Consider the following 16,351-nt stretch of genomic DNA (forward strand, 5'->3'; position numbering starts at 1 on the left):
ATCGTCGTCTGCGCCTTACTCGTCCTGCTCCAGTTCCTCGTAACGCTTGCCGGCCTTGTACAAGCCAAGGCGGCGCGCGCGGCCGGACTCCTTGCCATTGCGTTCCTTCGCCACGCGCGGGGATTCGTAAGCGTTCATTTCCTTGACCGCGCGGGTCTGCAGCTCGACCGCGCGCACGAAATCGCCATTGGCAGCGTAACAGGCTGCAACCGTATCGACCCAGCCGGCAGGCATTTCCTCCATGTCTTCGCCGAGGCGCTTGCTCACCTCCAAGCCGCGCTTGGGATCGTAGACCTCCTTGAGCGGCGAGGTGCAGAGCATCCACGCATAGTTGTTGGTCCCCCCCTTGTTGCCCTCGGCGTCGGCGCGGGCAAGCATGTCCATGCCCTGGGCGCGGGACTGCGGCGTGTTCTTCTTGTAGAACAACCACGAGCCATAGTCGGCCATTGCGTCACGGTCGCCCGCCTTGATCGCGCGATCGAGCCAGCGCGCACCTTCGGCCTCGTCGCGCGCGCCGAAATCGCCCTCCAGGTAGTGGGCACCCAGCGCGATCTGGGATGCGGTATCGCCTCGCTCGGCATCCGGCTTCAACCAGGCCATGGCCTGCGCCGTGTCCCTGGGCATGCCGATTCCCTTCAAGGCCAGTTCCGCGAGCTCACGCCGCGCGGTCGCGCCCTTGTCGCCGATGTCGGAGATCATGCGGTAAATCTCGATGGCGCGCGTCGCGTCTCCTGACAACTCGGGCCATTCTTCGGCATACAGCTCCGCCAGCCGCATGGCGGCATCGAGGTCTCCAGCGGCGGCGGGGCCCAGCAGCCAGCCTTCGGCGGCCTTTCGGTCGCCGGCCAGGAAGCTTTCATGCGACAGCCACCGCGCTGCCCACGCGTCGCCGCCTTGTGCGGCTTCCGTAGCCAGCTTCTGGCCATTGGCCCGATCGACCGGCACGAACTTGTCGTGGTCGCCGAACAGCAGCGCGGACGCATACAGCGCCTGATGTCGCGCACTTCCCGCTTTGGCGGCCTTGACCGTCCAGTCCAGGTACTCGCGCTCCTGGCCAAGCTTTTCGTAGTAGTCGGCGAGCGCTCCGTAGCCCAGGCCGAGTTCGTTCTGTGCTGCTTCCTGCAGGAAGGCCACGTCGCCCGCCTCCAGGTGTGGTTTGTCAGCACGGATGCTGCGCTGGATCATCCACATCCGCAGCGCGCGATTCTCCGGCGCCCGTTCGATCCGCTCAACCAGCGCCTTCGGCAACGCTGCGTCGCCGTGCAATGATTCCCACAGGTCGGCGAAATGGATGAGCGCGCCGCCGAGGGGCCAGCGGCGTTCTGCCGCATCGAGCAGGCGCCATGCGGCCTTCGGGTCGGCCTTGGTGCCAATGCCCTCGAATTGGGCGACTGCGAGCAACGCCATCGGCAATGCCTGCTTTTTTTCCGCCTGCGGAAGCAGGGCATCGACCAGCCCTTCGCCGCAACGCTTCGAACTGCCCTGCTCGCCGCACACCATCAGCCACAGGCCGGCCGACAGGATGCCGCCGTTCGCAGCCGCCGCACGCAGCTTCGCGACCTTGTCATCCAGGCTCGCCGCTTCGCCGGCGGCCCGAACTGCGGACAGGTCCACCGAGGCCAGCGACCTGCCCTGGACGAACGCGTTCGCCAGCCACGTGCGCATGACGGGCATGCCGTGGAAATCCATGTCGCGCGTGGTCGCCAGCAGCGGATTGACGTAGTCGAACGCCAGATGCCGCTCGACTTTGGCTTCTTCATCCCATCCGACGATCACCAGCGGGAAATGCCGCTCCGGACGAAACTGCGCGTAGTACTCGTAGCGCGGCTCCCATCCGCTGCTCATCAGCAATGCATAGCCGTCGACCGGCGCGACGATCGGGATGGGCGGCGACAGGCGCGGATCGCCGGCCTGCTTGAGCGCATGGCGTGAGAGGGCGGCCAGCATTTCCAGGGCGCGTTCGGCAGCCGCGGAATCCGTGCCGGCGGCCGCGCAGAGGTAAGCGGCACGGCGCAGGGCGATACTGACCGGCGCCGCCTCGAGCGCGGCGTCGAGCGCGGCCGCCTCCGAGGTGCAGCGGACCGGATCGACCGTTTCTCCCGTGTAACCCAGGTTCGGCAGGACGTCGAAGGCCGCGATGGCCTTGGCATACTCGCCCGTGGCCAGGAACGCGCGCCACATGCCGGCCACGTCGGGCTTGGCCGCGTCAGCGGCGAAGGAAACACCAGGCGCGAGCATTCCCGCAATTCCCAGCATCAGCGGCGCGCAATAGTCGTGCATTCTCATTGGGTTCCCTCCTCCATTGCGCTCTTCAACAGCGCTTTCAAACGCGTGTCGCGTTCCTTGTTGGCTTGTCCCGCGGGCAGCTGCAGCGGCAAACGGGCGGACAGGCTGTCGCGGACCTTGCGCAGTTCGCCCAGGTGCGCGGCGACCTTGTCCGAGGCCACGTCCCGGGCCAGCACGTCCAGGTCGTAGACGATGCGGACGCTGCGGTCCTGCACCTTCACCTCGCGCTCGTAGGTGAAAGCGTCGCCTTTGTAGTGCACGGATTCGTCGCCCAGGCTGACAGCCCATCGTTCGGGCAGGCTGACCTCCACCTCATGCCGGTAATGCGTCGGCAAGCCGACGTTCAACGGCCCGGTGCGTTCGATGGAATCGGGAAGCTGCGCCACGCTGGACAGCGCCTCGCCATACACCTCCAGCGTGCGGACGCCACCGTTGGCGTCGAACGGAGCCTTCAGCAGGTAATGTTCGGCGAGCTTGAGCGTGTTGGATTGGCGGTCGTCAAGGATGGAAGGGACGCCGACGACGTCCAGGTCGCCGAATCGCTTGCGGTAGTACTCGGCGTAATGACGCGAGACCTGGTCGATGCGCGCGCCGGCAAGGGAGCGTCGCGCGTAGTCGGCGGATCTTCCCTGCCAGGTGGTCTCGACGATGAGCTTGACCTGCTGGCCATCACTCGCCGGCTCGTAACGCTCGCTGATTCGCGTCGAGGGCTTGATGCCGCCCGGCGGCACAATGGTCTCCAGCGCGCCGACACCCGGTGCGACGGGGAGGGCGACACCGTAGAAACTCAGGTCGCTCTGGCGCGGATCGCCGCCTTCACCGGTCACCGTCGGGTCCAGCCACAGCGTGTGGCCGTCGACCTGCGCGCGTACGACGACATGGTCGAACACCGAGGTAGCCGGCGGCGAATCCGCGATGGCGCGGCCCCGCGAAGTGGAAAGGAGCGCCGGCACGGCGCTGATGCCCATCCGTCCCAGCAGCGTGGTCAGCAGATAGGTCTTGTCCTTGCAGTCGCCGTAGCGGCGCGTCCAGGTTTCGCCCGGCGGCGTTGGGCGATGGGTGTTCTCGCCCATCTCCACGCCGAAATAGCGGACCTGTTCCTGGACCGCACGCAGGGCCGCATCGATCTTCGCGTAGGGATCGCCGAGCTTCGACCATTGCGCCAGCAGTGATTCGAGATCGGCCGGTAGCGTGTCGGCCTTGGGATACAGCGGCACGGCCCAGGCCACGACATCGGCCCAGCTGCGCGCCTCGGAGACCAGCACCTGCGGATACGGCTGGTACCACACCGGGTAAGTCCCTTCATCGACGTAGGCGCGAATGCGCTGGGCCTCGAACACCACCTCGGTCGCCACGTCCGTGTTGCGGATGACCGGTGCCGGCGCGTCGTTCTCACGATGGACCGTGGTCGCCTGGCCAGGCGGATACAGCACGCGCAGGCGGTTCCGCAGGATCGGGCTGTTCCAGCCGAAGCGGTTGCCGTCCAGCACCTTTCCCGCCAGGATCGGGTTGCTGCCGACGATCGAATACCGCAAACGGATCACGTCGTCGACGCGCACGTCGTCGAGCACGATCAGGGCGGTGACGTTGCCGTCCGCCATGTCCTTCTCGAAGTCCTGCTCGCGGCGCGCCAGCGAAATGCGATCGGGCGCCAGGCGGTCCTGCCACTTGCCGCCACGACGGAGCTCGACCCGATGGATCAGCAGCCGCTGGTACGCAGGGTTGAAGACGATCTGGTAGCGCCCCGCACTGCCGAGCAGCGAGGCGTCCTTCACCTCGTACACGTAGTCGAAGTACGCGTGGTTGCTACCAGCGCGCCTATCGACCTGCTCCTCGAACAACCACACGCGCCAGGGTGCGCCGGCATTGCCCGGCGCCTTCGGATCCCACTGCGCCGGCACGTCCTGCGGCGCAGCGAAGGCAGGTTCGGACACCACCGAAAAGCTGAATTCGCCGCGCTTGTACTCGACTTCCTTGGCACACGCCACGCTCGCGGCCAGCAGCGCGAGCATCCCCCAGAGCATCCGCATCGACGATCGTCCCCTTCCTTCGTGTGGGGACTACTCTACCGCCGATGCGGAAATCCGGAAGTCGCGGCGGTGGAACTCACGCACGCGCCTTGAGTGCGGCGACCGCCGGCAGTTCCTTGCCTTCCAGGAATTCCAGGAACGCGCCGCCACCGGTGGAGATGTAGGAGACATCGTCTTCGATTCCGTACTTGTCGACCGCGGCCAGGGTGTCGCCGCCGCCGGCGATCGAGAACGCCTTCGACGCGGCGATCGCGCGTGCCAGGGTTTCGGTGCCCTTGCCGAACGCGTCGAACTCGAACACGCCGACCGGACCGTTCCACACCACCGTGCCGGCGTCCTTGATCATCTGCGCGTAGCGCGCTGCGGTGTCGGGGCCGATGTCGAGGATCATGTCCTCGGCGCCGACCGCGTCGACGGCCTTGATCGTCGCCGGCGCATCCGCGGCGAACGCGGGCGCGACCACCACGTCGCTGGGCACCGGGATGTCGGCGCCGCGCGACTTGGCGTCGGCCATGATCTTCTTCGCGGTATCGAGCAGGTCCATCTCGACCAGCGACTTGCCCACGCCATGGCCCATCGCTGCGATGAAGGTGTTGGCGATGCCGCCGCCGACGATCAGCTGGTCGACCTTGCCGACCAGCGACGACAACAGTTCGAGCTTGGTGCTGACCTTGGAGCCCGCGACGATCGCGAGCAGCGGGCGCGCCGGATGTTCGAGCGCCTTGGCCAGCGCATCGAGTTCGGCCATCAGCAGCGGGCCGCCGGCGGCCACCTTCGCGAACCGGATGACACCGTGGGTCGAGGCCTGCGCGCGGTGCGCGGTGCCGAAGGCGTCCATGACGAACACGTCGCACAACGCGGCGTACTTCTTCGACAGGGCCTCGTCGTCCTTGCCCTCACCGGGATTCATGCGGCAGTTCTCGAGCAGCACCAGCTGGCCCGGCGCCACGTCGACACCGTCGACCCAGTCCTTCACCAGCGGCACGTCGCGGCCCAGCAATTCGCCCAGGCGCGCGGCGACCGGCGCCAGCGAATCCTCCTGGGTCCACACACCTTCCTTCGGCCGGCCAAGGTGCGACATCACCATCACCGCCGCGCCCTTTTCCAGCGCGAGCTTCAGGGTCGGGATCGACGCGGTCAGGCGCTGGTCGGAGGTGACCTTGCCCGCAGCGACGGGCACGTTCAGATCCTGGCGGATCAGCACGCGCTTGCCGGCGAGGTCGAGGTCGGTCATGCGGACGATGGACATGGGATTCCTGGCCGGAGCAGCAGCAAAAAAGGGCGCACATTGTCGGTCCGCGCGGCCGCGGTTTCAAACCGCGGCCGGTGCCGATCCGATGGAATCGCGCTGGCCGGCCGCATCTGCGGCATCGGAAAGACTCAGCCGGACTCGGCATCCCCGGCAGGGGCGGGCGCCTCGCGTGGCGACTCCGGCGGCCTGGATGTCCGCAACAGCGTGATCGCGAAGCCGGCGATCACCAGCGCGCCCAGGCCCAGCACGCCCCACAGCAGCCACGACTTCCAGTCACGGACCGCGCTCACCGCGGCATCACCGGCAAGGACCTGCGCCGTGCCGAGATACGCCGGCGCCGGTTGCCATTCCTCGCCCCGTTGCCGGCGCATTTCCGCCACCAGCTGGGGCAGCGGCGATTCGGCGCGGCGCGCGTGCGTGCTGCCGGCAGCGAGTGCATAGGGTGCGTCGCCCTGCGCAACGAAGACCGCGACTTCGGGCCGGTAGCCCAGCCGCAGGAGGGGTTCGCCGGTCACCGGTGCACTGGCGCGCAATCGCCAATGACGATCACGCACGATGCCGCTCAATTCGCGCGCGGGCGATTGGGCATCGCTCGCCCCGCCGGATCCGACCTGGAACGCGACCCATGGCCCGGCGCGGTGACGCCAGTCGGCGTCGTCGCTGTCGCGGCTCTCCAGCGTCCACTCGACGGCATGGTTGCCGGGCAGCACGACATTCGCCTGCTGCACGGGGAAGCGCCCATCGATGTCGAACTCGAAGGCAGTGTTCGTGCTGCTGCCACGGATCTCGACGCTGCGTCCCGTGAGCTCGATCCACTCCGGCGCCGTGGCCGTGCGTGTCGCCAGTTCGGCGAAGACGCCGGTGATGGCGATGGGCTGGTCGTTGCGATCCGGGGTAAGGCGCAGGTAACGCGCCTTCTGGTACTGCGGCAGCAATCCGTACAGCTCGATGCGCCGATGCAGCAGGCGACGGTCTTCGCGTTGCAGGTCGACCAAGCGTCCGCGCGTGGCCAGCACCTGCCAGTGCTCCAGGTCGTCGCTGGCTTCGACGCTGTAGCCGAGGTCGAGCGACTCCAGCGGCTGCCATTGCAGTTCGAGCGCCGACAACGCCTCGTGCACGCGACTCAGGTCCACCAGCAGTGCATTGCGCGGCATGGCCGCGGCGGCGGCATCGCTGGTGCGCACCTCGACACGGCGCAGGCGGCCATCGGCATCGGCCTGGCTCACGAGTTCCCAACCCTGCGCGGCGCTGCCCGCTGGCGTGGTCGGCAGGGCGAACCATGGCAACGCCACCCGCGGCGCGGATTTCGCCAACGGCGCTTCGGGTGCGAACACATCGGTCGGCACGGCGACGCCATTGCGGTCGAGGACGACGGCATCGGCCACCGCGGGATCGCGCAGCTGCCGATACACGCTTTCGTCGAGCGTGACCCGATAGGCGCCGGCACCGTCGCGCCCCAGCGTCAGCGGCCATTGCTGCGCGTATTCCTCGCGCGGCGCGGCGCACACGGCCAGCGGCACAAGCAGCATGAGCAGCAACGGGCAAGCGAAACGCTTCATTGGAATTCCTCCGCCGGATGACCGGGCGACAGCGTGCGTGGCGGCGCGGGTGCGAAATAGCCCACCGCCGTGCACAGCAGGCCGTAGGCCATGAACGAGGCAATGCCGAGCAGGTTACCGAGATGACCGCGATCGACGAGCACCAGCTTGGCCAGCACCACCGCCATCAACACCGCACCGGCCAACCACAGGCCGCGCTGGCCGCGGCGCGACCCGATGATCCAGCCCAGCACGCCCAGTACGCTCCACACGATGGTCAGGCTGGTTTGCACCAGGCTCGTGGAGAACATGCTGCCGTTCCACGGCACGCCGCCCCAATGATGGGTCGCGCGCAGCGTGATCACCGTGACCAGGGTGAAGGCCGCCGCGGCGATGATCGGAATGCGCCGCGCTTCGAGGTCGTCGGGCGCGGCGCCCGAACCCAGCCATTTCAGCGCCAGCCCGAGCACGGCCAGTTGCGCCAGGTCGAGCGGATTGAACAGCGGAATCCACTGCAGGGGCTGGCTGTCGCCTGCGGCGAACAGTGCGAACGACGCCGCCAGCACGAGCGCGGCCACGAACGAGGCCTGCACGAGCGCACCCCAGCGCTGGAAACGTTCGCCGAACGGCGCGGCTGCCACGTCTTCGCGCCATTGCAACAGCGCCGTCATCGCCAGCCATGGCAGGCCGAATGCCGCGATGTGCCAGCCTTCGCCCAGGCGTGCATCGCCGGCGGACTGCTCCAATGACAAGCCGATCGCCAGCGGCCACGACCACAGCCAGGCGAAGTGGGCGAAGCCCGCAGCGGCAGCGTGGCCGGCTTCGTCGTGACGGCTGCCGATCGCATCGCGCAGGCAACACAGGCTGCGCCAGCCCGCGACCGCATACACCGCCCACGCCGCGAGACCGAAGTCGCGGAAGGGATGCGCATGGAGTGCGTCCTGGACCATGGCCAGCGGGAAGGCCGAGGCCAGCGCCAGGGCCGCGGTCCAGGCCAACGCGCGCGCGGGTCCGCGGCGATGGAATTCCGCGGCGATCCAACCACTCGCGATCGCGAACATCAATGCTGCATCCGGTTGCACGTCGTGGACGACATGGCGCCCGATCTCGGTGAACCCGTTGCCGCCCCACCAGGCGAGGCCCCACAGGTAGTAAGGCAACGCGGGTCGCGGCATCCACTCGCTGCGCCGATAGCTCCACGCGCTGAAGAAACCGGCCAGCGCAATCAGCAGCGCTCCCATGAAGCGCGCGTTCAACACCGCTTCCGGCGACGGCACGGCGTTGCCCACGCCGATCGCGAAACTGCCCGCGGCGAGCAACTGCAACAGCAGGCCCGACAGTTGCGGCAGGCGCCGGCCCTGGCGCAGCCCCAGCCAGATCAGCGCGGCGCCTTCCAGCGCGAACACGCTGGCGGTGGCGTGCGCCGACAATGCCAACGGCACCGCCAAGGTGGCGAAGCCCACGGCGAGCACGGCGTACGACGTCGCCAATGCCGCGAAGTGCTCGCGCTTCTGCAACAGCCACGCCAGCACGGCATACAACGCGCCCAGTCCCAGCGCGCAGTACGCCAGCGGCATGCGCACGTCCTGCCAGCCGTCGCCACGCAGCAGGCCTGCCTGCAGCGAGAACGCGACCAGGGGCGTGCCGAACACCAGGCAACCATCGACCAGGTCGCGCCGGCCCGCCGCGCGGCGTCGCGCATACAGGATCGGGATCAACAGGTAGAAGGCGAAGAACAGCAGCAGGAAGGGTTCGGTGGTCGCGAACTTCTCCGGCGCGTAATCCCCCAGGCCCCACATCGTCCCGATGCCGAAGGTGAAGACGAAACCCAGCACGTTGAGCGCACGCCACGGTCGCCACCACGCGATCGCGAAGATCGCTGCGTTGAGCACGGCGTAATAACCGAACAAGGCAACGTGGTTGCCGCCGCCCGTGGACAGCCAGATCGGCGCGAGGAAACCGGCGAGCACCGCCAGCAACGCCAGTGCCAGCGCGTTCTGCACCACCGCGAGCACACCGGCGCCGGCGACGATCGCCACGCTCAGCGCAAACGCGCCACTCGCGGGAATCAGGTGATAGAGCTTGAAGGCCGCGAACACCACCAGAAGCAGCACGCCGACCGCGCCGCCCTGCAGGCTCAGCGCGAAGCCGCGCTTGTCCTCGCGCTGGCGCCAGCCGAACACCAGCCCCGCCAGCGCAGCCACGGCGATACCGGCCAGGCGCAACTCGACCGGGAACGTCATCCAGCCCTGGTCGCTGGCGTACTTGAGCAGCGCGGCCACGCCGGCGAACAGCACCAGCACGCCGACCTTCACCGGCACGTTGCCTTCGGTGAACCAGTGGCGGATCGCTCGTGCCGCCAGGGTCAGCGGATCGGGACGCGAAGGCAGCTGCGGACGCGGTGACGGCACGCGCGGCAATGGGCGTGTTGGCGTCGGAGGCGGCGTATCCGGAAGCGGTGGCGGCGTCGATCGCGCCGCTGTCGCCGGCTCGGGCGCTGGCGGCATGGGTGCCGGCGGGGGCGACGCCGGTGTCGGCGTCTCCACGCCTGGCGCCTTGGCGCCCTGCTCGCGCATCCAGTCAGCCAGCGTCGGCTCCCCGGCGATCGTGGCTTCGGGGGTGCGCGCCGTGCGCAACTGAGCGACGTCGCCTTCAAGCTGGCTCACGCGCCGCTTGAGTCCGCCGATCATCACCAGCGCCGCGATCAGCAGCACCGGCACCGCCAGCAACGCAAGCACCAACAGCACGATCCATCCTTCCATCGCCGCCCCGCTCCCCCGTTTGGTGGCAGGACTGTATCACCCTGGTTTCTGTTCGTATTTTACGAACAACAGGGCGCAAGAATTGGGGGTGGTGACCTTGCGAAAATCGGATACATCTCGAGACACGCCACTCTTTCGAGGTAACTGTCCATGGGGACTGCGAGCATCCTGTCCGCTACTGCGTTCCTGATCTCGGTCATGAATTTCATCGAACTGCAGAAGCTCAAGAAGTCGCTCAAGCAATAGCCGAGACCTGTGCTTTGGCGGGAACGTTACACCACGGCGCTGAGGGCTGCTTCGCCTTGGTCGTTGCTTTGCCTTGGCTCGTCATCCCGGCGAACGCCGGGATCCAGCTGCTGCCATTGCCTTAAATGCGAACGGCAAAATCAAAAACTGGATCCCGGCGTTCGCCGGGATGACGAGCAAAAGCAAAAACAAAAAACCCCGCGCGAGGCGGGGCTTTTTGTGAACTGGCAACAACCGTCGCTATCAAAAACTGGATCCCGGCGTTCGCCGGGATGACGAGCAAAAGTGAAAAACAAAAAACCCCGCGCGAGGCGGGGCTTTTTGTGAACTTGGTCCCGCAGACGCGCATCTATCGCGTGTGGAACGTCCAACAACCGTCGCTTACTTGCCGGCGACGACCTTGACCATTTCGAGGCACTTGTTCGAGTAGCCCCACTCGTTGTCGTACCAGCTGACCAGCTTGACGAAGGTGCCATCGAGGGCGATGCCGGCTTCGGCATCGAAGATGGAAGTGCGCACGTCGCCGCGGAAGTCGGTGGCGACGACCTTGTCTTCGGTATAGCCGAGGACGCCCTTCAGCGCGCCTTCCGACTGCGCCTTCATTTCCGCGCAGATCTCGGCATAGGTGGCCGGCTTTTCCAGTTCGACGGTGAGGTCGACCACCGACACGTCCGAGGTCGGCACGCGGAACGCCATGCCGGTGAGCTTCTTGTTGAGTTCCGGGATCACCACGCCGACGGCCTTGGCCGCGCCGGTGCTCGACGGAATGATGTTCTCGAGGATGCCGCGGCCGCCGCGCCAGTCCTTGTTGCTCGGGCCGTCGACGGTCTTCTGCGTCGCGGTGGCCGCGTGCACGGTGGTCATCAAGCCGCGCTTGATGCCCCACTTGTCGTTGATGACCTTGGCGATCGGCGCCAGGCAGTTGGTGGTGCACGAAGCGTTGGAGATGATCGCCTCGCCGTTGTACTTGGCGTGGTTCACGCCGTAGACGAACATCGGCGTGTCGTCCTTCGACGGCGCCGACAGCACGACCTTCTTCGCGCCGGCATCGAGGTGCTTCTGCGCGGTGGCCTTGTCGAGGAACAGCCCGGTGGACTCGATGACGACGTCGGCGCCGACCTCGTCCCACTTGAGGTTGGCCGGATCGCGTTCCTGGGTCAGGCGGATCTTCTTGCCGTTGACGATGAGGGTGTTGCCTTCGACCTTGACGTCGCCCTTGAAGCGGCCGTGCACGGAGTCGTAGCTCAGCATGTAGGCCAGGTAGTCCGGTTCCAGCAGATCGTTGATGGCGACGATCTCGATGTCGTTGCCGAAGTTCTGCACGGCGGAACGCAGGACGTTGCGTCCGATGCGGCCGAAGCCATTGATGCCAACCTTGATCGTCATTGCGGAAGACCTCCTGGGAGAGCGGGCCTGCGGGGGCGCGGGCGGGATAGATAGCCCGTCATTTTAGCAGGCGCCTCCCGGCCTCCGGGCTGGGCCCACTCAGGAGCGGGCCAACGCGGCCGGAACGGCAACCGGGGCCGCCATGCGGCTCCGGTAGAGTGGCGGCCATGAGCCCGAACCCCCCGACGCGCCTGCCTGGCGCCCTCCGCCCCTCCCATTTCCGCCCCCGCCGCTGGCCCCGTGCCGTGGCCGCGATTGCCCTGCTGGGCCTGCTGGTGGCCGGTCCGGTCATCGCGTGGAGCGCGCTGGGCCACAAGCTCGTGGGCGAACTGGCGCAGCGCCATCTCACCCCCGCGGCCCGGGCCGAGGTCGCCCGGCTGCTGGCCGGCGAACCGGACCCCACCCTCGCCGGTGTCGCCACCTGGGCGGACACCCTGCGCGACAGCGACCCGGAACGCTTCAAGCAGACCTCGCGCTGGCACTACGTCAACCTGTCGAGCGACAGCTGCCGCTATGCGCCCGAGCGCGACTGCAAGGACGGTCAATGCGTGATCGCCGCGATCGATGCGCAGCGCGCGATCCTCGCCGACCGCAGCCAACCCCTTGCAGCGCGCCGCGATGCGCTCAAGTTCGTCGTCCACCTGGTCGGCGACGTGCACCAGCCGCTGCACGCGAATGCGCGCAATGACCAGGGCGGCAACAAGTACCAGATCAGCCTGCGCACCGACCTCGAGCCCGAGGCCTATGCCCGCGACCGCTACGTCGGCGGGGTCATGGGCACCAACCTGCATTCGGTGTGGGATTACTACGTGCTCGCCGAACGCGGTCTCGACCTCGCGCAATACGCCGACCGCCTCGACCACGAGCCGTGGCCGCCGACCATGGACCGGAACGCACTGACGCCGGCCGCGTGGGCCGGGGAATCCTGCCGCCTCACCGAATTGCGCCAGCTCTATCCGGTGCAGAATGGCCAGGAAGTGCACAAGCTCGATCGCAGCTATTCCGAAAAGCACCGCGCGCTGGCCGAACAGCGCATCCGCATCGCCGCCTGGCGCCTGGCGACGCTGCTCAACGAATCCCTGGCTCCGCAGCAATGAACACGACCGCGACGACAGTGCAGGCGGCTGTACAGGTATTCCCGTTCCACCATGCCGACACCGGCACGTGGAGCTACGTCGTCGCGGATCCCGCCAGCCGGCAGGCGGCGATCATCGATCCGGTGCTGGATTTCGATGCCAAGTCCGCGCATATCACGCACGTCTCGGCGCAGAAGCTGCTCGATTGCGTCAACGAGCACGGGTTCCAGGTGCGCTGGCTGCTGGAGACCCATGCCCACGCCGACCACCTCACCGCGGCGCAATGGCTCGCCGCGCAATTGCCCGACGCGATGGTCGCCATCGGCCAGGGCATCCGCGAGGTGCAACGCACGTTCGCCCCCCTGTTCGAGTTGAACCCGGAAACGGCGGCCGGACATTTCGACTGCCTGTTCAGTGACGACGACGAATTCACCTTGGGTGCGGTGCGCGCCAGCGCGATCCCGGTACCCGGCCACACCCGCGACAGCCTGGCCTACCTGATCGGCGATGCCTTGTTCACCGGCGACTCGCTGTTCATGCCCGATGCCGGCACCGCGCGCTGCGATTTCCCCGGCGGCGACGCCGCGATGCTGTACCGCTCGATCGAACGCCTGTACCAGTTGCCGGATTCGACGCGCATCTTCGTCTGCCACGACTACGGCCCGGGTGGACGTCCCGTCGCCTGCGAAACCACGATCGGCGAGCAGAAGCGCAGCAACACCCACGTGCGCGAAGGCGTCAGCGAGGCCGAATTCGTCGCGCTGCGCGAAGCGCGCGATGCCACGCTTGCCACGCCCGCACTGATCATCCCGGCATTGCAGGTCAACCTGCGCGCAGGCGTGCTGCCGAGCCCTTCGGTCAACGGCATCCGTTACCTGCGGATGCCACTGGACCAGTTCTGATCACCGCCATGCCGACCGCGTTCACGCCTGTTTCCGCGTTGATTGGCGGCGCACTGATCGGACTCGCCGCGACCCTGCTCTATGCCACGCTGGGACGCATCGCCGGCATCAGCGGTATCGTCACCGCGGCGGTCGAACAGGAATCGGAACGCGGCTGGCGGATCGGATTCCTGCTCGGCCTGATCCTCGCTGGGGGGCTGTGGCTCGCCGCCAGCGGCGCCGTGCCACGCACCGGCTTTCCGTTGCCGTGGCTTATCGCCGCGGGATTGCTGGTGGGCTTCGGCACCCGGCTGGGCAGCGGCTGCACCAGTGGGCACGGAATCTGCGGGCTCTCCCGGCTATCCCGACGATCGCTCGTCGCCGTGATTGTTTTCATGGGCTTCGGCGCACTCACCGTATACGTGCTACGGCATGTCATCGGAGGCATTGCATGAAGCGGATCGCATTCGCCGTGGCTGCGGGACTGTTGTTCGGCCTGGGGCTTGCCGTATCCGGCATGACCAATCCGGACAAGGTGCTCAACTTCCTCGATCTCGCGGGTCAATGGGATCCGTCCCTAGCCCTGGTCATGGGCGGCGCGCTGACGGTTTCGGTGCCGGGCTTCGCATGGCTGCGGCGGCGCGGACGCACACTGGCAAACGAAGCGCTGCCTGCACCACCCTCCTCGCGACTCGATGCGCGCCTGCTGGTGGGCAGCGCACTGTTCGGGATCGGCTGGGGCATCGCGGGCTACTGCCCCGGGCCCGCGCTCGCCAATCTCACACACGCGGCCGAAGCCATCGTCTTCGTCATCGCGCTGCTGGCGGGATCACGACTGGCACGCCTGCTGCCGGCGCCCGCCAACCGGTAACGAACTACCGCCGCGCGGGACCCCGGAGTCATACTCCGCGCATGAGCCAACCCGCGCATCTTGACTCGGTCGACGCGGCCGTCGACCTGCTGCTGTCGCGCATCGATGGCCCGTTGCATGTCGGCGCACCGCTCGGCCTGGGCAAGCCGCACCGGCTGCTCAACGCGCTGTATGCCCGCATCGAATCCGACGCCTCGCGTCCGCTGCACCTCTATACCGCGCTGTCGCTGGATCCGCCCGGTGGCGGCAAGGGCCTGGAAGCACGCTTCCTGAAACCCTTCGCGCAACGCCACTTCGGCGATGACTTTCCGCGCCTGGCCTACGTGCAGGCGCTCAAGCGCGACGCGCTGCCCGCGCACATCGAAGTCGAGGAGTTCTACATGCAGTCGGGTGCGCTTCTGCACTCGAAGCAGGCGCAACGACGCTACGCAAGCCTCAACTACACCCACGTCGCGCGCGCGCTCGGCGACCGCGGTGTCAACGCGATCGTGCAGAAGGTGGCGCGCTCGGCCGACGGCACGCACCTGTCGCTCTCCTGCAACACCGACCTGACCTTCGATGCGATCGACGCCATCGTCGCGCGCGGCCTGCCACGACCCGTGCTGGTGGCGGAAGTCGATCCGGAATTGCCGTGGCTCGATGGCGATGCCGCGGTGGAGTCCGGCTTCTTCGACATCGTCGTCGTCCCGCCCGGCCCGTATCCGCGGCTGTTCGGACTGCCGCGCCAGCCGGTGAACGACGCCGACTACGCCATCGGCTTCCACGCCAGCACCCTGGTGCGCGACGGCGGCACGTTGCAGATCGGCATCGGTGCGCTGGCCGATGCCCTGTGCCACGCGCTGGTGCTGCGCCATACGGACAACGGCGCGTACCGCGCGGTGCTGCATGCGCTGGGCTCGCCCGCGGCGGAGAACGCCGGGCTGTCGCCGTTCACGCAGGGCCTGTACGGCTGCAGCGAAATGATCAACGAAGGCTTCCGCCGCCTCGTCGAAACCGGCGTCATCAAGCGCAGGGTGGTCGACGACATCGGCCTGATGCAGCGCCTGGCCGACGGCTTCGCGACCGCCGACGACCGTGCGCGCCTGCTGCGCGAAGGCGAGTACCTGCACGGCGCGTTCTACCTGGGTTCGCCGGACCTCTACCAGTGGTTGCGCGACCTGTCCGCCGACGAGCGCCGCGCCATAGGCATGAAGCGCGTGAGCGCGGTCAACGAACTCTACGGCGGCAACGAAGCGCTGGAACGCCTGCAACGGCGCGATGCCCGCTTCTTCAATACCTGCATGATGGCGACGGCGCTCGGCGCCGCCGTATCCGACGCGCTGTCCGACGGCCACGTGGTTTCGGGTGTCGGCGGCCAGTACAACTTCGTCGCCATGGCCCATGCCCTGCCCGATGGGCGTTCGGCACTGCTGCTGCGCGCGACCCGCGATGCCGGCGGACGCACCCGCTCCAACATCGTGTGGAACTACGGCCACACCACCATCCCGCGCCACCTGCGCGATGTCTACATCAGCGAGTACGGCATCGCCGACGTGCGCGGGCGCAGCGACGAGGACTGCATCGCGGCCATGCTCGCCATCACCGACACCCGCTTCCAGCACGAACTCCAGGCCACCGCGGTCGCCAACGGCAAGTTGCGGCGCGATGCGGCGTTGCCTGCTCGCGCCCATCGCAATACGCCGGACCACCTGCGCGAGTCCCTGTCCGCGTTCCGCCGCAATGGCGCCCTGCCCGACTACCCGTTGGGCAGCGACTTCACCCCGGTCGAGCAACGGCTGGTCAAGGCATTGGGCTGGCTCAAGGCGGCTACCGCCTCGCGCGGCGGCAAACTGCGGACGGTATTGCGTGCCTCGGTTTCGCCCGCGGCACAGGACCGTGAATCGCTGCAACGCATGGGGCTGCTGGCGCCACGCGGAATCGCGGAAAGGCTGGAAGCCCGCTTGCTCGCTCTGGCGCTGCGCGAGACTTCGGACCCGCGCAGTAGATAAGAGGACGGCGCCCGGGCGCCGTTTTCATTGCTGCC

Annotated in this window: 11 protein-coding genes; 5 read left to right on the plus strand and 6 right to left on the minus strand. The window is 67.6% G+C overall.

What is annotated here, in order from left to right:
• Positions 1-15 precede the first annotated feature (15 nt).
• The 6 genes from ACYVGE_RS09805 to gap form a co-directional block, all read right to left on the minus strand.
• Positions 16-2,286, minus strand: a complete 2,271-nt coding sequence (locus tag ACYVGE_RS09805) for a tetratricopeptide repeat protein (RefSeq protein WP_460729403.1) — start codon at positions 2,284-2,286, stop codon at positions 16-18.
• Complete coding sequence (locus tag ACYVGE_RS09810) at positions 2,283-4,316, minus strand: DUF3857 domain-containing transglutaminase family protein (RefSeq protein WP_460729405.1); 2,034 nt, start codon at positions 4,314-4,316, stop codon at positions 2,283-2,285. The genes ACYVGE_RS09805 and ACYVGE_RS09810 overlap by 4 nt, the downstream gene beginning before the upstream one ends.
• A 76-nt stretch (positions 4,317-4,392) precedes the next feature.
• A complete protein-coding gene (locus tag ACYVGE_RS09815; protein WP_460729407.1) occupies positions 4,393-5,565 on the minus strand; it encodes a phosphoglycerate kinase in 1,173 nt (390 codons plus the stop codon).
• Positions 5,566-5,696: 131 nt separating this feature from the next.
• Positions 5,697-7,127 carry a DUF3999 domain-containing protein gene (locus ACYVGE_RS09820; RefSeq protein WP_460729409.1) on the minus strand — a complete coding sequence of 477 codons (1,431 nt, stop codon included), beginning with the start codon at positions 7,125-7,127 and terminating at the stop codon, positions 5,697-5,699.
• A complete protein-coding gene (locus ACYVGE_RS09825) occupies positions 7,124-9,868 on the minus strand; it encodes a DUF2339 domain-containing protein (protein WP_460729411.1) in 2,745 nt (914 codons plus the stop codon). Before ACYVGE_RS09825 ends, ACYVGE_RS09820 begins: the two co-directional genes overlap by 4 nt.
• A 627-nt stretch (positions 9,869-10,495) precedes the next feature.
• Positions 10,496-11,500 (minus strand): type I glyceraldehyde-3-phosphate dehydrogenase, encoded by a 1,005-nt coding sequence (gap, locus tag ACYVGE_RS09830; protein WP_310054096.1) that lies wholly within the window; start codon positions 11,498-11,500, stop codon positions 10,496-10,498.
• Between the two features lie 245 nt (positions 11,501-11,745).
• Here gap and ACYVGE_RS09835 point away from each other — a divergent pair, with 245 nt between their 5' ends.
• The 5 genes from ACYVGE_RS09835 to ACYVGE_RS09855 are packed head-to-tail and all read left to right on the plus strand — an operon-like array spanning position 11,746 to position 16,316.
• Positions 11,746-12,597 (plus strand): S1/P1 nuclease, encoded by an 852-nt coding sequence (locus ACYVGE_RS09835; RefSeq protein ID WP_460729414.1) that lies wholly within the window; start codon positions 11,746-11,748, stop codon positions 12,595-12,597.
• Positions 12,594-13,478, plus strand: a complete 885-nt coding sequence (locus ACYVGE_RS09840) for an MBL fold metallo-hydrolase (RefSeq protein ID WP_460729416.1) — start codon at positions 12,594-12,596, stop codon at positions 13,476-13,478. The genes ACYVGE_RS09835 and ACYVGE_RS09840 overlap by 4 nt, the downstream gene beginning before the upstream one ends.
• An 8-nt stretch (positions 13,479-13,486) precedes the next feature.
• A complete protein-coding gene (locus ACYVGE_RS09845; protein ID WP_460729418.1) occupies positions 13,487-13,912 on the plus strand; it encodes a YeeE/YedE family protein in 426 nt (141 codons plus the stop codon).
• The gene (locus ACYVGE_RS09850; RefSeq protein WP_460729419.1) at positions 13,909-14,328 is read left to right on the plus strand and encodes a DUF6691 family protein; all 420 of its coding nucleotides are present in this window, start codon (positions 13,909-13,911) and stop codon (positions 14,326-14,328) included. Before ACYVGE_RS09845 ends, ACYVGE_RS09850 begins: the two co-directional genes overlap by 4 nt.
• A 41-nt stretch (positions 14,329-14,369) precedes the next feature.
• Complete coding sequence (locus ACYVGE_RS09855; protein WP_460729421.1) at positions 14,370-16,316, plus strand: acetyl-CoA hydrolase/transferase C-terminal domain-containing protein; 1,947 nt, start codon at positions 14,370-14,372, stop codon at positions 16,314-16,316.
• The last annotated feature ends 35 nt before the right edge of the window (positions 16,317-16,351 follow it).

Source organism: Lysobacter rhizosphaerae (assembly GCF_054779795.1).